Genomic DNA, 17992 nt, shown 5'->3' with positions numbered 1-17992 from the left:
AATTCCTGCCCCATAACATTTCTTAAATTGAATTTTAACCTCCTAAATGCTACAGATTAGGGGCCTCAGAAGGGGTGGTCCGATTCCTGCACATCATAATGCGGCTAGAGTCGGGCCGTAGAACCGGCTGCAGAAGCAGAGGGTATCATGTCAAACGCATCGGTCGCACTGGCCATTCTTGGCGGAAGCGCCTCGTCGTCCTACTCGACGACCGGTGTCGCCGCATTCGCAAAATACAAGGCAGATCCCGAAGCTGCGCGCCTCGCGTTCTACAATCGCGCCGACGTCCAGAAAAACATTTCCAACTTTCAGGAATCCGCGAACGAGATTTCGTCGCTCGACGATCTGCTCGAGGACCGGAAGGCACTTGAGTTCGTTCTGACAGCTTTCGGTCTCGAGTCCGAGATCGGCAATCCGGGCAAGCTGAAGGCGATTTTCAACAGTGACAAGGACGATCCGAACTCCTACGCGAACCGGCTCGCGGATCCGCGTTACGCTGAACTCGCGTCCTTCTTCAATGTCGCGAACGAGGGCGTGTCGAAGTTCAGCGACGCGACAACGCAGACCGAGGTTATCGACAAGTATCTGACCAACGCGTTCGAGATCCAGATCGGCAACGAAAACCCGGCGGCCCGCGAAGCGCTCTACTTCTTGCGGAAGATAAACGAAGTCGACTCCTCTCTCGAGGTTCTCGGGGATATCGCGCTTCGCAGTATCGTCACTACGGCGCTCGGCCTGCCGGCCGAGATCGCCAATCAGTCCGTCCTGAAGCAGGAAGCGCTGCTGGATGCGAAGCTTGATTTTGACAAGCTGAACACGCTCGACCGTGACGAGGAGAATGCGAGCAAGACGCAGCTCGATCAGGTTAACGACGACCTTGCTGAATTGAAGTCAGGACTGGCTGCGACGACGAACGCGAGCATTGAGCTCACTTCCCTCCAGGAGCAACTGGAGGATTTGCGGATAAGGCTCCAGGATTTCGATAATGTCACCGATCCTGGCGGCGTTCTCGCGAGCGAGATACCCGTTCAGGAAGCCGCGATTCCAGAACTAATTCGTCAGCAAGGGCTGATCGCTGCCGCGGACCAGGCATTGGCGGATACGGATCCGAAACTTACACGTCTTAACGAGATCTTCGATGCTGCCGCCGACGTGGAAGACCAGGACGAACTGGATAGTCTGAAGGCTGAATTCGCAGATCTGGTCAGTGAGATCACTGCCGCAGACGGCACAATCAAGAGCGCGAATTATATAGACAGTACTTCAGGTACGACGGAGAACCTTTTTGTGCCGGCGGGCGATGGAGGGAGCGGTATCGATGCGCTTCCCTCGTCCAAGGTCACGACCGCGGTAGATTCGGAAGGCACTGCCGTCGTTACGTCATCTTACGATCTCTCCACTTTTCTGAGCGATCTTGACGATGCGAACACCGCGTTCCAGTCGGTTGCTCTGGGGTCGCTGTCGTCGGGCATTGCTGCCGCCGAGTCGATTTTTGATGATGCGGAGTCCGCGTTCGCTTCGGCAGAGATCCAGAACGCGGTCAACGGCTCAAGCTTCACCAACAGTATCGACGACGTGAATTTCGGGTACACCCTGAACTCACAAGAGCTGTCTCAGGGAGTTTCCGCCGTAGACGACGCTTTGACGCGGCTCGCCGATGCCGCCAGCGTGCTTTCCGAGATTCGGGCTCTCGCCTTCGAGGCGCAGCAGGACGATGCCGATATAACGGAACTGAATACCCAATATGGCGCCAAGTATGACGAGTTGAGCGCGCTAATCAATGAAGCGGGCTCTGCATCCGATGGCGTGAGTACCTATACATTCGATAACTTGCTCACGAGCGGTACGCTCATCTACGAGGCCGATGCCAATTCCGGCAAGAGTATCGATGCGCGCGGCGGCACGCTTAATGCCGATATTCTCGCGGCCTTGCCGACGACTCTTTCGGCCGCAAACGCTAACGGCATCATTTCGGACGTCGACACCACATTCACAGACGCCCTATCGGAACTTAAGGACAATCTGGTCACGGACCGGAGGGTGTTCGATTTTGCGGCGAACATCGCCGACCCGCTGGGCTCGATCGATGCGGAGATTCGGCAGATCCGCAGCGATCTGGATAATATCATCGAGCAGGCGGGCGAGAGCGGTGACAACCTGCTGGAAGAGTTCGCGAGCGACCTGAAGGTGACGCTGGGTACGCTTGGTACGGTGATTACCGTCGATGCTCAGAACGACTTCAAGGACAACTTCGAGAGTTCACTCAGTTCGTTGCAATATCTCGCCGTCAGCGGTGCGACTGCGGAGGACCGCGAGGAACTGCTGAACGATGCACTCTTCTCTGTGGGTTCCACGCTGAGCCGGATCAAGGCAGAGCAGTATACCCTGAACATTCAGAACACGATTCTGGAAGAGCAGAAGAGCGCATTGACCGGAACCAGCGGCTCGGCCGAGAATCTCAGCTTCCTGAAGCCGCTTGAGAACACCAATTACGCCATCAAGTTCATTGAGCAGTATCTGATCAAGGTCGATCTTGAGGCGGTCGGTGGCTCGACTTCGGCCGGATCGTCAAATGCTCACTTGGTGAGTCTGTTCACGAATATCAGCGGCGGCGGTGGATTGCTCAATCTGACCAGCTGACCCGACCCTCAGGTGCCCGCGGTCAGCGGTGCTGTAAGTCGCCGGAGGGTGGCAATCACGCTAAGCGCGGTGATCTTCCCCGTTTTCGGATTTTCCTCCGTCGGAATATTCTCGATCGTCATCGTGAAACGTGCGCTGTCCGCCTCGACCCTGATCGTGTGAGTGTTCCGTGTCACGTCCGGGTCGGCCCAGATCTCGACGCTGGTGCGTTCCGGGCCAACGCCTGCGAGGCTGAGAGCGGCGGCGACGTTTACATTGGCCGGAAAGCCTTTGGCGGCTTCGCGGGCATTGCCCTCGAAAACTTTCTTGGCCTCGTTGAGCCGCTCGACGGAAATATCGTTCTCGACCAGATAGGGAGCACCGGCGAGGCCAAGCGGCGGCTTGCGGGTCTCCAGCGTCACCGACTCGATTTCGCCTTCGGCGGCGGCGCGTACCGCATCGAGGCCGATCAGTGCGCCCGTCGGAAGCACGAGACGCGCGCCTGTATCCTTCGCGCGGTCGACCAGATCCATGTGGTTCAGCAGGGCGCCGATGCTGACCGGCACAAATATCCGGCCGGTTTCGATCGCCGGGCGGGCGATGGTCTCGAACACCGAGGCGGGCGCGCATTCCACGACGATGTCGCAGGTCTCGGCGAGACTCTCCAGCGGCACGATCGGTGCTTCGGCGCCGATGGCAGCGAGATTGCCTTTGGCTTTCTCGGCATCTCTGGCGGAAACAGCTCCGAGTGTTAGATCCGGCAAAGTGCCGTCGGCGATCGCGCGTGCAAGCGTGAGTCCGATGGCACCAAGGCCGCCAATTCCAACTTTCAGCTTCTCGCTCATGGATTCGGTTTCCCGCTATTGAGGTGCATTCATGATGAAGGGTCCTCTGTAGCTCAATTTCGCCGTCGTTCAAATGAGGTTGCAGCGGCGCGCCGCTGGACGGCAATCGGAGGCAACGTATAGTCTGGCGCGATTCGGGTGGGGGCAGGATGCGACGGTTCAGGTTCTTATTGTCTCTGGTTCTGGCGGGAGCGGCGATTTTTGCGCGGGCCGATACTGTGCGCGCTCAGGAACTCTCCTGCATTACGGTATCGATTATCGTCCCCGCAGCGGTCGAATCCGGAAGCGATCTGGTGGCCCGGGCGATTGCGGAGGGTGCAAGCAAGGTCGGTACAACCACGTACCGGGTCCGCAATCGACCGCGCGGTATCGCGCGCGAACTGATAGAGAGTGCCGCTCCGAACGGATGCACCTTGTTGCTCGATACCCAGATTCGGGTGGCTTTCGAGATCTTGAAGGGTGATCGCGAAGCGTGGCGCGCGTTGACGCCTGTCGCTTTGCTGACCCGAACGCCGATGGCGATCGCTCTCTCGTCCGGTGGACCGGCGAAGCCGGCGCCGAAAGGCGAGGAGCCGGAGACCCCGAGCCTGGCGCAGATTGTCTCCGAGCTTCGCGCCAAGCCGGAGTCCGTCTCCTTCGCGCTGGTCGACGACCCCCTGGAGCAGTTGCTCTTCCTGCAGATGGAGGAGGCATTGGATGTCCGGTTCCGGATCCGAAGCTTTCCGACCGGAATGGCGCGTTTCAGGGAGATGCTGAATGGACCCGCCGGTCTTCTGTCCTTTGTCTCGCTGCGGGCCGCCGAGGCGCGCATGCACGAGAAACAGCTTCACACCCTTGCCGTAACGGGGGCCGCGCCGTCCGAGGACATGCCTGACATCCCGACTCTCGGGATGCACGCCGGAGGGCTGACGCTGGGCGTCGACCACGGCATTTACGGTCCCGCGGGGCTGCCGGCCGAACTGGTCGCGGCGCACGCAAACATTTTCCAGAAGGTAATGGAGACCCGCGGCGTGCTTTCGGAGCTACACAAGGAGTACGGCACTGAGTCGCGCCTGATCACCGCCGACGGCTTTTCCCGCTACCTGGAAAATCTCGCGGCTGATTGGAAGGAAATGTTGCAGCGCCAGAATAACCGGGGGCGACTTGGCCAGAAGAGCTGAAGAAGTTCTCTAGTTGAATCAACGCACTGCAATCCGACGACTTAGATCGGGCGACATTCGACCGCGCGATGACTCGGTTTTGCGGCAGTCGCGAAAGGTTGACACCCGAAACCTTATTCATAGGGTTACTGCCACTGGACGGGCGTGCCGGCGGTGCGCTCGCGAGATATCTAAGCGTTGGTTTTCGGCCAACGTGATTTCAGGGAGACAAGAAATGAAGATCAAGACAGCACTTCTCGCGGCCTTTGCGACCGCGTCTGTCGCTCTTTCCGGAGCGCCCGGCGTGCAGGCCGCCGATCTGTCCTGCCGCACCGCCAAGCTGATCGTTCCGTGGGGCGCCGGCGGCGGTACCGATGTCGTGTTCCGTCAGTTCGTGGAATCCGTGAACGAAGCCGGTGCGAAGCCGAAACTGCAGGTCGTGAACATCGGCGGCCAGGGCGGTAACAAGGGTGCCAAGGAAGCCCGCAAGGCGAAGCCGGACGGCTGCACGCTGTTCGCCATTCACCAGAGCGCGCTGACCAGTTTCTTCAACGGCCGCGTCGATTTCACCTGGGACGCGTTCGAGCCGGTCGCGCTTCTTACCCGGACCCCGGCCATCATCGGCGCGAACTCGGGTGTCCCGTTCAACAACGTCAAGGAACTGGTCGAAGCCGCAAAGAAGGCGCCGGGCACCGTGACCGCCGGCGGAACGCTGGGCTCCACCAGCCACTTCATCTTCCTGCTGCTGGAAGACGCTGCGGGTGTGAAGTTCAAGCACGTTTCCTATGACGGCACCCGCCAGCGGATGACCGCGCTTCTGGCGAAGAATATCGAGATCGGCGAAATCAACCTCGCCGCTGCCAAGAAGTATATTCAGACCAATGAGCTGAAGGCGCTGGGTATCACCACTCCGGAACGCAACCCGGAGATCTCGGACGTCATGACCCTGAAAGAGCAGGGCTATGACCTGATCTACGGTACGGACCGCGGTGTCGTTCTGCCGAAAGGCGCAAGCCCGGAAGTGATCGCGCACTATGCCGAGGTCTTCAAGAAGGCCGCCGAAGACCCGAAGGTCGTCGAGGCGATGAAAGCCAAAGGCACTTCGGTCAACTATCTCGGCCCGAAAGACTACACGGCCTATTTCGAGAAGACCTTCGCGGACTGGAAGCGGATCGCGATTGAGGTTGGACTTTACAAAGGCAGCTGATTAAACAGCTCTGCGGGCGGCGGCTCCCGATCCCGGGGGCCGCCGTTTGCGTTTTCAAACGATAATTCGGAGGGACGCTGGTGGGCCGGTTGAACCGAGATACGCTGATCGCGCTTCTGCTCCTGGTCTTTTGTGGCGTGATGTTCTCCGCCAGCCAGGACATCGAAGTGACCAATTACGGCACCATGCCGTCGCATGTCTGGCCGCAGGTGGTCCTGGCTGTCCTGACGGTTTTCAGCCTCGGTTTGCTCGGTCAGAGCGTTCTGAAAGCCGAAGCTCCCGGCGCTGAAACAGCGGAAAGCGCGCCCGGCGGGATCGGGAAGTATCGCAACGCCGCGATCGTTTATGCGCTGTTCTTCCTCTTCCTCTTCACCCTCGACATCCTCGGCATGTTGCTCGGCGGCGTCGCCTTCGTGTTCCTCGCGCTTACGCTGCTCGGCGAACCCGGCTTGAAAAGGGTCCCTCTGCATCTCCTCGTCGCGGTCGCGACGGTGGGTGTGATGTGGAGCATCTTCACTTTCGGTCTCGGCGTCCTTTTGCCGGACGGCGAAATCCTGCAGCTGAACTGAGGAGAGACCGATGCTTGAGAACATTCTGTACGCATTCTCCGATGTCTTCGCCGTCGGAAACCTGATGCTGATGACGATCGGGGTGACCGCGGGTCTGATCGCCGGCGCAATTCCGGGTTTCACCATCGCCATGGCGATCGTGCTCACGCTGCCGTTCACATTCGGACTGAGCCCGGTCGAGGGGCTGGCCACGATGATCGGCGTCTTTGTCGGCGGTCTCTCAGGCGGCCTGATGTCGGGCATGCTGACCGGCATACCCGGCACGCCGTCCTCGATCGCGACGACCTTTGACGGCTTCCCGATGGCCCGCGGCGGCAAGCCGGGGCTGGCGCTCGGGCTCGGGGTCTGGTCCTCCTTCTTCGGCGGCTTGATCAGCGCGGCGCTGCTGGTCACCCTGGCGCCGAGCCTCGCGGTCATCGGCCTCGAGTTCGGCCCGTGGGATTATTTCTCGCTGGTGCTGTTCGCGCTGACCATCACCGCGAGCCTTTCGGGCGAGAACCTGATGAAAGGCATGATCGCCGGCGCACTCGGCCTCTTCATCGGGACGGTCGGCGAGGACGAGGTGAACGGCGTCGCCCGCTTCACCTTCGGCGTCGACGATCTCGAATCGGGCTTTTCTTTCCTTCCGGTGCTGATCGGCCTCTTCGCTTTCAGCCAGCTGCTTTCCGACATTCAGGACCGGGTCAAGGCGCGCGCCGCGCTGATGGATACGCGCGAGACCGACGCGAAAGTCCGGGTCGAGCACCTGACGGCGATCCGGATGATCTTCGCGCGCTGGACCAACCTCATTCGCTCTTCCTTCATCGGCGTATTTACCGGTGTTCTTCCCGCCGCCGGCGGCTCGATCTCGAATATTCTTGCCTACGATCAGGCGAAGAAGGCTTCCAAGACCCCGGAGAGATTCGGCAAAGGCGAACCCGACGGGATCATCGCGCCGGAAGCCTCCAACAACGCGACGGCCGGCGGAGCGTTGATCACCATGATGGCTCTCGGCATTCCGGGCGACATCGTCACCGCGGTGATGCTCGGCGCTCTGCTGATCCACAACGTGCAGCCGAGCCCGACCTTCATCAGCGACAATCCGGATCTCGCCTACGCGATCTTCATCGCCTTCTTCCTGGCTCACTTCATCATGATCGCCATGCAATCGGTGACGCTGAAGCTGTTCCTGCTGGTGACACGGATCCCGATGTATGTGCTGGCCTCGGTGATCCTCGCCTATTGCGCCATCGGCGTCTTCGCGCTGAACAACATCGTCTACGATATCTGGGTGCTGTTCTTTTTCGGCATCGCGGGCTACGTGCTTCGACTGCTCGGCTTCCCGCTGGCGCCGATCATTCTCGGTGTCGTGCTCGGGCATGTGGCGGAGCTGAACCTTTCGCGGGCGCTCTCGATCGACAGCGATCTGATGCTGTTCGTCAGCCGTCCGTGGTCTTTGTTCTTCCTCGTGGTCGCGGCTTTCTCGGTAGCGTTCCCGTGGTACCAGAAGCTGCGCGGCTCGCAGCCTTGGACACTGGCCTATCTGCCGGTCCTGCTCGCCTGCGTGTCGGTGCCGATGTTCATGATGGAAGGCATCGTGCGCCCGATTATCGGTGTGGCGTTGCTCGCGCTTTCCGCCTATCTTCTGTGGCGAAGTGCGAAAAACGGATGGAAAGTGACGCCCGACGGCGACCACGAAGTCCATCTCGAAGAAACCTGAGCCGCAGCGGCTCGCGTCCTGGCCACGGTGCCGGGAGCGGGCCGCCCCGCGTCCGCGAAGGCCATGCACGGCTCGAACTGCCCCGTCCGGGGCGATGCGTAACCATTTTTATCTCAAGGTGACGTCGTGGAAATCCGCCATCCTTATCTCATGTTCCTGGGCGATGCGCCCGATCAGCTCGCAGCCAAGACCGCGAACGGCGTGAAGGTCTGGCGCGAGGACTGGTGCCTCGGACAGTTCCGCCTTCCGGGCTGCAACGCCGATCTGAAGCTTCCCGATATGAGCATCGAGGAAGCGGCGGCCGCCGGTGTGAAGACGGTCATTCTCGGTGTCGCGAACCGCGGCGGTTTCATGCCGGACAGCTGGCTCGTCGAGCTGGAAAAGGCGCTCGACCTCGGCATGGAAATCGCCAGCGGCCTGCACACCCGCATCAGCACCATTCCGTCGCTGGCGGAAAAGGCGAAAGCCAAGGGACTCGGTCTCTACGACGTACGCCATCCGACCGGCAATTTCTCCATTGCCAACGGTAAGAGGCGCCCGGGCAAGCGCCTGCTTCCGGTCGGCACCGACTGTTCCGTCGGCAAGATGTTCACCGCGCTCGCCATCGAGCGGGAGCTTCACAATCGCGGCGTTAAGGCGAGTTTCCGGGCGACCGGCCAGACCGGCATCTTCATCGCCGGCTCCGGCGTCTCCGTCGATGCGGTCGTCGCCGACTTCATCTCCGGCGCGGTCGAGGAACTTGCGCCGGCCAACGATGCCGATCACTGGGACCTGGTCGAGGGGCAGGGCTCACTCTTCCACGCTTCCTATGCCGGCGTGACGATGGGCCTCATCCACGGCGCCCAGCCGGACGCGATGGTGCTCTGCCACGAGGCCAACCGTCCGCACATGCGCGGCCTGCCGGAATATCCGGTCCCGAGTCTCTCCGAATGCATTCCCTACTATCTGCAGGCGGCCCGCCTGACGAACCCGGACGCGCAATTCGTCGGAGTCTGCGTGAACACTTCCAGCCTCGACGATGCGGCGGCCGAGGATTTCCTCAAGAAGGCGAGCGACGAGACCGGTCTTCCGGCGGTCGATCCGATCCGCAACGGCGTCGGCGCCATCGTTGACAACATGCCGCTCTGATCCGGCGCACGGTGAAATAAAGGGGAAGTCTCATGTACCGGTCGGTCTCGGTCAGGCGCGAAAGCTGGCCCTTGCAGGGCGTGTTCCGGATATCCCGCGGGGCGCGGACGGAATCGCACGTGATCGTGGTTGAGATTGCCGGCGACGATGTCGACGGTCTCGGCGAGTGCTTCCCCTATGCGCGCTATGGCGAGACGCTGGATAGCGTCGTGGCACAGATCGAATCCGTTGCGGGAGAGATCGCCAACGGCATGGACCGGGAGGGACTCCTCTCGGCCTTGCCGCCGGGTGCGGCGCGCAACGCGATCGACTGTGCGCTCTGGGACTTCGAGGCGAAGAAGACCGGCAAGCGGGCCTGGGAACTTGCAGGCCTGCCGGAGCCGGAGCCGGTGACCACGGTCTACACCCTCGGCGTCGACGAGCCGGAGGCGATGGGCGCGAAGGCGAAGGAAAACGCTTCCCGTCCGGTGCTGAAGCTGAAGATGACCGGCGACGGCAAGGACCTGGAACGGGTCACGCTCATCCACGAGAATGCCCCGAACGCGAAGCTGGTGGTGGATGCGAACGAGGGCTGGACGGTCGAGCAGTACAATGAGTATGCGCCGAAATTCGCCAGGCTCGGCGTCACCATGATCGAGCAGCCCCTGCCGGCCGGCAAGGACGAGGGGCTGAAGGGGCTGGACCGGGTCGTGCCGGTCTGTGCCGACGAGAGCTGCCATGACAGCAAGACGCTGGACGAGCTGGTCGGCAAATACGACATGATCAACATCAAGCTCGACAAGACCGGTGGTCTGACGGAGGCGCTGAAGTTGCGCGACCGGGCGCTCGCCATGGGCTTCGAGGTGATGGTCGGCTGCATGGTGGGCACCTCTCTGGCAATGGCGCCGGGGGTGGTCGTCGCGCAGGGCGCGGCGGTCGTCGATCTGGACGGGCCGCTGCTGCTGGCGAAAGACAGGGACCCGGGCCTCGTCTTCAACGGCAGCATCATCCAACCGCCGGAATTCGGCCTCTGGGGCTGATCCGTGGGCGACCGGCAGGATGTCACGGGCCATTACAGCTCCGAAGGCGGACTGGCCGGCCGGCTGATCGAGATCCTCGAGAAATCCGGGATTGCCCGGGCGGAGATCACCGAGGCCAGTCTCCATAGCGTCGATCAGTTGCACCTGCGCGGGCGGATTGCCGCCGAGGAGTTCCTGGACGCGCTCGGCATCCGGCCCGGAGACAAGGTTCTCGATGTCGGTTGCGGCCTCGGCGGACCGTCCCGCATGGCCGCGGCGCGCTACGGCGCGGACGTTTCGGGGATCGATCTGACGACCGACTTCTGCGACGCGGCGCGGGAACTGAACGCCCTGGTCGGGTTGGATGACATCCGGATCGAGCAGGGCGATGCGCTGGCTATGCCCTTCGCAGACGACAGTTTCGACAGGGTCTTCACCCTGCATGTGGCGATGAATATCGCGGACAAGCCCGCGCTCTACCGCGAGATCGCGAGGGTTCTGAAACCCGGTGGACGGTTCGGGCTCTATGACATCGTTGCGGGATCGAGCGAACCGGTGCATCTGCCGGTGCCCTGGGCGAGTTTGCCCGAGCATTCGCACCTGATTCCGGCGGAGGATGTCGAGGCGGCCGTGATCGCGGCCGGTTTCGAGACCGAACGTTTTGAGGACCAGTCCGCGTTGGTGGAGGCGTATCTCGACGCGCAGCGCACGGCGCGGCAGGAGCGGGTGGAAAAAGGCGAGCCAGAACCGCCGTCCGGTGCCCCGGTCATCATGGGCGAGACCTTTGCCCGGAAACAGAAACACATCTATCGCAATTTGAAGGAGGGCCGGATCGCGGTTCGTCTTGGTATCTTCCGTCTGAAAGACGCGTGACCGAAAGCGGCCGAAGATGCCGCAGCAGGGAGGAACCATGACCACCGATGGCGATGTCATTGCCGAGATCCGACGCGCGGTCGCCGCGCTTTGCGCCGATTTTCCGGGCGAGTATTGGCGCGAGAAAGACCGCGAGCGGGCCTACCCGACGGAGTTCGTGCAGGCGCTCACGGAGTCCGGCTATCTTGCTGTTCTGATCCCGGAGGAGTACGGCGGTAGCGGCCTCTCGATCAGCGCCGCCGCGGCGATCCTCGAGACGATCCATCGCAGTGGCTGTAGCGGCGGTGCCTGCCATGCCCAGATGTACATCATGGGCACGCTGCTCCGGCACGGCTCGGAAGAGCAGAAACGGAAATTCCTGCCGAAGATCGCGAGCGGCGAGCTCCGCCTTCAGGCCTTCGGCGTGACCGAGCCGACCAGCGGTACCGACACGCTTTCGCTCTCCACCACGGCGGTGAAGCAGGGCAACTTGAGCTATCTCGTGAACGGCCAGAAGGTCTGGACCTCGCGCGCGGAGCATTCCGACCTCATGCTCCTGCTTGCCCGGACCACGCCGAAGGAGGAGGTGAAGAAGCGGACCGAAGGTCTCTCCGTCTTCATCGTCGACATGCGCGAAGCAAAGGGCAACGGACTCGAGATCCGGCCGATCCGCGCCATGGTGAATCACTCCACCACCGAAGTCTTCTTCGACAACCTGGAGATCCCGGCGGACAGCCTGATCGGCGAGGAAGGCAAGGGTTTCCGCTACATCCTCGACGGAATGAACGCGGAGCGCATCCTGATCTCCCACGAGAGCCTCGGCGACGCCCGCTGGTTCATCAAGAAAGCCACGAATTACGCGAGCGAGCGCAAAGTCTTCGGCCGGCCGATAGGGCAGAACCAGGGTATCCAGTTCCCGATCGCGAAGGCCTATGCGGAGACCGAGGCGGCGGCGCTGATGGCGGAGAAGGCGGCGCAGCTCTTCGAAGCCGGAGAGCCCTGCGGCGCCGAGTCCAACATGGCGAAGATGCTGGCGGCGGAAGCGGCCTGGGCGGCGGCGGACACCTGCATGCAGACCCATGGCGGGTTCGGCTTCGCCGAGGAATACGATGTCGAGCGCAAGTTCCGAGAGGCGCGTTTGTTCCGAACCGCGCCGATCTCGACCAACATGATCCTCGCCTATATCGCGGAGCATGTCCTCGGCATGCCGCGCTCCTATTGAGCGGGGGCATGGGATGACCAAGCCTCTCGACGGCATGCTGGTGCTCTCCATCGACCAGGCGGTGGCGGCGCCCTATTGCGCGTCCCGCCTCGCCGATGCTGGTGCCCGGGTGATCAAGGTCGAACGGGCGGAAGGAGACTTCGCCCGCGGCTACGACCACGAGGTGCATGGCGAAAGCGCCTTCTTCCTTTGGCTCAACCGCGGCAAGGAAAGCCTAGTCGCGGACCTGAAGAACCCGGACGACCGCGCGCTTCTGCACCGGATTCTCGCCAAGGCGGATGTCTTCATCCAAAACCTCGCGCCCGGCGCGACGGACCGCATGGGGCTCGGCTCGGACGAGCTCCGCAAACGCTATCCGCGCCTGACCACGGTCGATATCAGCGGCTACGGAGACGAGGGTCCTTATGCGGAGATGAAGGCCTACGACTTCCTCGTCCAGGCCGAGAGCGGGCTGATTTCCGTCACCGGTTCGAAGGAAGAGATGGGCCGGGTCGGGGTCTCGATCTGCGATATCGCCTGCGGGATGTTCGCCCGGATCTCGGTGCTGGAAGCCTTGCTGCTGCGCGAACGGACGGGCGAGGGAAGCCAGATCAAGGTCTCGCTCTTCGGCGGTATGACCGAATGGATGTCGCCCTGGCTTCTGCACGAGGCCTACGGGGTGCTGAAAGAGCAACGCATCGGCCTCAACCATCCGGCCATCGTGCCGTATGGCGCCTATGCCTGCGCCGGCGGGGACATGATCCTGATCGCGGTGCAGAACGACCGGGAATGGCGCAAGCTCTGCCGCGACGTTCTGGGCAACGAGGCCCTCGCCGACGACGAGCGGTTCTGCACCAACACGGACCGCGTCGCCCATCGCGACGGCGTCAACGCCGAGATCAATGCAGTCTTCCGCACGTTGTCCAGGGACCGGGTTAGGGAAATGCTTTCGGCGGCGGGGATCGCCTTCGGCGCGATTAATAGCGTCGCCGACGTGCTGGAGCACCCGGCACTGCGCCGCGTGCCCATCGAGACGCCTGTCGGAACCATAGAGACCGTTGCGCCGCCGGCGAGTTTCGCCGGAGCGGATCAGAGCTTCGGCCCGGTTCCGCGCCTTGGGGAGCATAGCGCGGCGATCCGGAGCGAGTTCCTAGCCTGACACCCGTATACGCCTGAAAAAGAAACGCCCGGCACAAGGCCGGGCGTTTTTGGTTTTGCGTGCTCCCGCTATTTCAGCAGGACGCTCGGTAGCCAGAGCGTGATCTCCGGCCAGGCAACCACGATCGCCAGACCGATCAACTGCAGGATCACGAACGGGATGATGCCACGATAGATCTGCTGCATCGACACCATCTCCTTGGCTACGCCTTTCATGTAGAAGAGCGCGAAACCGAAGGGCGGCGTCAGGAACGAGGTCTGCAGGTTGATCGCGACGATGATCGCGAACCAGTAGAGCACCTGCTGCTGAACGAACTCGGTCTGCGCCATGTTGGTCGGGACTTCTAGGCCAAGGTGCGGCGCGAAGGCCGGCGCCATGGTCTGGATGACCGGAGCGAAGACCGGCAGGATGATCAGCGTGATTTCCAGCCAGTCGAAGAAGAAGCCGAGCAGGAAGACCACGAACATCAGCATGAAGAGCAGCGGCCAGGGGCCAAGCTCAAGCCATTCGATGAACTCGATGATCAGATCCTCGCCATAGACGTTCCGGAAGATCGTCGAGAAGGCCGTCGCGCCGACGAAGATCAGGAAGATCATCGCGGTGGTGAGGCCCGTGCGGTGCACGACGTCTGTCAGCACTTCCCTGGTCAGGGTCCCGTTGGCAAATGCGAGGATCAGCGAGCCGAAGGCGCCCACACCGGCGGCTTCCGTCGGCGTGGCCCAGCCGGCGAAGATCGAGCCGAGAACCAGCGTGATCAGAAAGATCGGGGGCACGAATCCCTTCAGGATACCGCCGAGATAGCTGTCGCCTTCCTTCCGGCCGATGATCATGGAAATCCCGAACACGGAGAGGAAGCCGATCAGACCCCAGTTGAAGACGTCCGCCAGATGGGATTCGGCCATGATGTAGCAAAAGGCGATGGCCGCGGCGCTGTAACCGGCGAACTTGATGACGTTCGTCTTGTTGGTCGGCTCCATCTGGATCGCGTCCTCAGCGATCGCAGGCGCTTTCTCCGGCGAGATGATGCCCATTACGACGATGTAGACGACATAGAGACCGGACAGCACCAGTCCCGGGAAGATGGCGCCCACGAAGAGGTTGCCGACCGAAACCGCGAGCAAGCTGCCCATCAGGACGAGCATGATCGAGGGCGGGATCAGGATGCCGAGGGTTGCGCTCGCCGCCAGCGTACCGGTCGCGAGCGAGCGGTCGTATTTCTGCGAGATCATGGTGGGCAGCGCCATCAGGGTCATCATGACGACCGACGCGCCGATGATGCCGGTGGTCGCGGCCATGATCGTGCCCATGACCGTCACGGCGAGAGCGAGGGCGCCAGGGACGCGGCGGAACAGGACCTGCAGGATGTGCAGCAGGTCTTCCGCCACCTTCGAACGCTCCAGCATGGTGCCCATGAAGACGAAACAGGGAATGGCGACCAGGATCGGGTTCTGGATCGCCCCCGAAGCGCCGTCACCGCCCCAGATCCGCTGGACGACCTGGAAGAAGACCGCGAAGTCGAGGACTTCGAGCCAGATCCCGATAAGGCCGAACGAGACCGCGACACCGCCGAGTGCGAACGCTACCGGAAGCCCTGTGAAGAGCATCAGGGCGAGCGCAAGGAACATGTACGCCCCGAGAAACTCGTAGAAATGATCGTATAGAAGCTCAAACATCTTGGATTTCGCCGCCCCTGGATTGTCCGCCGGTTGTCATGATCGCTCCGATCATTCCGGCTTATGGTGTTCGTAGTTGAAGATTTCCAACGCGTCGCGCGCTTCCTCGTGCTCCTCGCGGGTGCCGAACAGATAGGCGGCAAGCCTGAAGAGGGTGGCGAAGATCGCCAATGCGAGAACGAAGCAGCCGATCAGCATGAAGGACTTGATGACATAGCGCCACGGAATGCCTGTCAGGGACTCCGATCCTTCGCCCTGTGCGTAGGAGATCGAGACCAGAACCCAGGATTCCCATGCGACCGTGAAGAGGAACGGAATCGCCAGGAGCAGCAGCCCGAGAAACTCAAGCCAGGCCTGCTTTCGCGGCCGCACATGCTCGCGGAAGACGTCGACGCGGACATGGGCGTTGGCGAGATAGCCAAAGCCGAAGGTCATCAGCAGGATCACGCCGTGCAGGTGCCACTGGAAATCCTGCAGGATGGTGGAAACGGAATAACCGTATTCGATGGAGAAATCCGAGAAGTAGAGCCGGATGAAGTCCACCTTCCGGGTCACGACGTCGAAAACGATGATGAAGACGAGTGGCAGGATCAGCCAAGCCATGGATTGACCCGCCTTGCGGGACCAGCGATCCAGAACGCTCGCGAGGTTCAGCGCGGCTTTCATGAACGAAACCTCAATTGCCTGATGGTGGGTAGCCATTTCCCTGGCGCGCTCGTCTGCTGGAGGCTCGGTGCCGGTTGGTCCGGCCCTGTCGCAAGGGGATGATCTGAATAAAAACGGAAAAGGCGGGAGACCCTCCGGGGAAGGTCTCCCGCAACCTTTTTCTCTTACTTCAGGTAACCGCGGTCACCCCAGACTTTGTAGCCCTCATGGAACTTGGTGTAGCTGTCCCAGAGCTTCTTGACGTCGGGGTTGGAGGCGAGTTCCTCGGCAAGGACCTCTTCCCATGCACCGCGGAGCTGGTCGAGCACGGAGTCCGGCCAGGTCATGTTCTTCACGCCGTCTTTTTCGTTGGCGATCATGGCTTCGAACTGGGAAGCCTCGCCGTCGGCGATCATGGTGATGAGGGACTGGTCACAAGCGACTTCGAGCATCGCCTTGTTCTCGTCCGGCAGAGCGTTCCACTTGTCCATGTTCACGAGAACTTCGTTGGACGTGGACTGCTGGTGCCAACCCGGGAAGTAGTTGTACTTCGCGATCTGGTAGAAACCGTAGGAACGGTCAATCGCCGGCATGGAGAATTCGGTGGCGTCGATTGTGCCACGCTCCAGCGCCGGGTAGATGTCGCCGCCAGCGAGCTGCTGGGTGGAGACGCCGAACTTCTGCATCACCTTCGCGCCGACGCCGAAGAAGCGCATTTTCAGGCCCTTCAGCTGATCGAGGCTCTTGATCTCCTCACGGAACCAGCCGGACGTTTCCGGCGGGATCATGCCGCAGAGCAGATACTTGATGTTGTCGCGGGCGTATAATTCGGTACCGATCTCGACGCCGCCGCCATATTTGAACCAGGAAACGAATTCCGGAGCCGCCGGGCCGAACGGCCAGGTCGACAGGAACGCGTAGGCGGAGTTCTTGCCTTGGTTGGCGCCCGGGGTACCGAACGCGGCATCGATCGCGCCCTGGCTGATCGGGTCGTAATAGGCGTAACCGCCCGTCAGTGCACCGGGCTCGAACACCTTGATGTCGAAATCGCCACCGGACATTTTGCCGACCGCTTCGGAGATCCGGTGCGGCGGCGGGCCGATCACTTTCACGTTCTGACCGAACGCAGCGTGCATTTTCCAGCGAACTTTTTTGGCCTCGGCATCGCCGGAGCCAAGACCGATAGCCACCGTCGAAGCGATCGCAAGCGCCCCGACAGTCTTAAGCAAACCCAATTTCATGAGTTACCTCCCTAATCCAATGTCTAGCCGGATCCGGTTTTCCGGATCTCGTTGCTTAACCCCACAGTCGGTTTCTTATCGGCGTCCGGTTGCTTGTCCGAGGCCGTTTGGTCCCGTGGAGCGCGAAGTATTGCCACGAATTTTCACGCCGTCAAAGCCTTCGAGTCCCAACCTATGACTGGAAAAGGAGATTTCCCGGCATGAGGAAATACGTCGATGTATACGTTAATTTGCTTGAAATCCGCAGGTTTCTGCGTCAAAGCGCCCGGGCGATCAAGTCCGGCAAATGGCCCGCATCGGGCAACACGAAATCTGCAATTTTACTCAATTCACCCTCCGGCGTGGCACCGGTAAGTACGCCGATCGTTGCGAAACAGCCGGCGGCGCGGCCGGCCTGCATATCCGCCGCGTTGTCTCCGACCATGATGGCTTCCCGGGGGGTGAGTGCATGCGCGGCGAGGAAGGCCCGGATCATGTCCGGGGCGGGTTTCGGCGTATGTCCGCTATCGTAGCCGGCGACGAAATCCACAAGTTCGGAGAGCCCCATGCGCGCGATCATGTCCCGCGCGCCGCGCTCCGCATCGTTGGTCACCACCGCGATTCGGATATCACGGTCGCGCAGGTCTGAAAACAGGGCGCCGAGGTCGCAGACCGGGGTCAGGTTACCGGCAGCGTAATTGAGCCAGTAATCGTCCAGCCACTCGGCCATCGGCACCGGATCCGGCAAACCGGGCGCTAGCCCGTGCCAGAGCGTCGCCACCTCGAGAGCCGTCCCTTGGGCAAGCAGCGTGCCGGGAGCTATGCTGTTGTCCTCGGGATCCCCTCCTGCGGCGCGGGTCAGAGCGTCCGGATCGGCGTCAATCCCGTGCAGGCCGACAAGGTCGCGGGCGGCCGACATCAATCCCGGCAGCCAGGTTTTCTCGAAATCGATGAGCGTGCCGTCCTTGTCGAACGCCACGCCGCGAATGGATTGGGCCAAGGGACGGCTCCGGTTCGGCGGGTTGCGGAGGCAATAGG

General features: G+C 61.7%; 15 protein-coding genes. 10 read left to right on the top strand and 5 right to left on the bottom strand.

Going from position 1 to position 17992, the window contains the following annotated elements; all coding sequences use genetic code 11:
• The first annotated feature begins 147 nt into the window (after window positions 1–147).
• Complete coding sequence (locus NUH88_RS05845; protein ID WP_257770566.1) at window positions 148–2640, top strand: DUF1217 domain-containing protein; 2493 nt, start codon at window positions 148–150, stop codon at window positions 2638–2640.
• 8 nt (window positions 2641–2648) lie between these two features.
• On the opposite strand, the gene NUH88_RS05840 is transcribed toward NUH88_RS05845, so the two are convergent.
• Window positions 2649–3464, bottom strand: a complete 816-nt coding sequence (locus NUH88_RS05840) for an aspartate dehydrogenase (protein ID WP_257770564.1) — start codon at window positions 3462–3464, stop codon at window positions 2649–2651.
• Window positions 3465–3613: 149 nt separating this feature from the next.
• Here NUH88_RS05840 and NUH88_RS05835 point away from each other — a divergent pair, with 149 nt between their 5' ends.
• From NUH88_RS05835 to NUH88_RS05795, 9 genes are all read left to right on the top strand, one after another.
• On the top strand, window positions 3614–4624 hold the full coding sequence (locus NUH88_RS05835; RefSeq protein WP_257770562.1) for a tripartite tricarboxylate transporter substrate-binding protein: 1011 nt from the start codon (window positions 3614–3616) through the stop codon (window positions 4622–4624).
• Between the two features lie 214 nt (window positions 4625–4838).
• Window positions 4839–5810 carry a Bug family tripartite tricarboxylate transporter substrate binding protein gene (locus NUH88_RS05830; RefSeq protein ID WP_257770560.1) on the top strand — a complete coding sequence of 324 codons (972 nt, stop codon included), beginning with the start codon at window positions 4839–4841 and terminating at the stop codon, window positions 5808–5810.
• A gap of 80 nt (window positions 5811–5890) precedes the next feature.
• Window positions 5891–6379, top strand: coding sequence for a tripartite tricarboxylate transporter TctB family protein (locus NUH88_RS05825; RefSeq protein ID WP_257770559.1), 489 nt, complete (start codon window positions 5891–5893; stop codon window positions 6377–6379).
• Window positions 6380–6389: 10 nt separating this feature from the next.
• On the top strand, window positions 6390–8078 hold the full coding sequence (locus NUH88_RS05820; protein ID WP_257770557.1) for a tripartite tricarboxylate transporter permease: 1689 nt from the start codon (window positions 6390–6392) through the stop codon (window positions 8076–8078).
• A gap of 126 nt (window positions 8079–8204) precedes the next feature.
• Complete coding sequence (gene dgcN, locus NUH88_RS05815; protein ID WP_257770555.1) at window positions 8205–9206, top strand: N-acetyltransferase DgcN; 1002 nt, start codon at window positions 8205–8207, stop codon at window positions 9204–9206.
• A 32-nt stretch (window positions 9207–9238) separates the two neighbouring features.
• A complete protein-coding gene (gene dgcA, locus NUH88_RS05810) occupies window positions 9239–10225 on the top strand; it encodes an N-acetyl-D-Glu racemase DgcA (RefSeq protein WP_257770553.1) in 987 nt (328 codons plus the stop codon).
• Window positions 10226–10228: 3 nt separating this feature from the next.
• Window positions 10229–11077 carry a class I SAM-dependent methyltransferase gene (locus tag NUH88_RS05805; protein WP_257770551.1) on the top strand — a complete coding sequence of 283 codons (849 nt, stop codon included), beginning with the start codon at window positions 10229–10231 and terminating at the stop codon, window positions 11075–11077.
• Window positions 11078–11114: 37 nt separating this feature from the next.
• A complete protein-coding gene (locus tag NUH88_RS05800) occupies window positions 11115–12278 on the top strand; it encodes an acyl-CoA dehydrogenase family protein (protein ID WP_257770550.1) in 1164 nt (387 codons plus the stop codon).
• 13 nt (window positions 12279–12291) lie between these two features.
• A complete protein-coding gene (locus tag NUH88_RS05795; RefSeq protein WP_257770549.1) occupies window positions 12292–13416 on the top strand; it encodes a CaiB/BaiF CoA transferase family protein in 1125 nt (374 codons plus the stop codon).
• A gap of 68 nt (window positions 13417–13484) precedes the next feature.
• On the opposite strand, the gene NUH88_RS05790 is transcribed toward NUH88_RS05795, so the two are convergent.
• The 4 genes from NUH88_RS05790 to NUH88_RS05775 all read right to left on the bottom strand — a co-directional run bounded on the left by NUH88_RS05790 (window position 13485) and on the right by NUH88_RS05775 (window position 17954).
• Window positions 13485–15089 (bottom strand): TRAP transporter large permease, encoded by a 1605-nt coding sequence (locus NUH88_RS05790; RefSeq protein ID WP_257770547.1) that lies wholly within the window; start codon window positions 15087–15089, stop codon window positions 13485–13487.
• Between the two features lie 51 nt (window positions 15090–15140).
• A complete protein-coding gene (locus tag NUH88_RS05785; protein ID WP_257770546.1) occupies window positions 15141–15755 on the bottom strand; it encodes a TRAP transporter small permease subunit in 615 nt (204 codons plus the stop codon).
• Between the two features lie 164 nt (window positions 15756–15919).
• Window positions 15920–16975 (bottom strand): TRAP transporter substrate-binding protein, encoded by a 1056-nt coding sequence (locus tag NUH88_RS05780; RefSeq protein WP_257770545.1) that lies wholly within the window; start codon window positions 16973–16975, stop codon window positions 15920–15922.
• Between the two features lie 256 nt (window positions 16976–17231).
• Window positions 17232–17954 (bottom strand): HAD family hydrolase, encoded by a 723-nt coding sequence (locus NUH88_RS05775; RefSeq protein ID WP_257770544.1) that lies wholly within the window; start codon window positions 17952–17954, stop codon window positions 17232–17234.
• Window positions 17955–17992 lie beyond the last annotated feature (38 nt).

Origin of the sequence: Nisaea acidiphila, assembly GCF_024662015.1 — a bacterium.
In the GTDB taxonomy this organism is placed as follows: Bacteria; Pseudomonadota; Alphaproteobacteria; order Thalassobaculales; family Thalassobaculaceae; genus Nisaea; species Nisaea acidiphila.
Note: the sequence above shows the minus strand (reverse complement) of the source record. Positions and strands in the feature narration are given on the sequence as shown.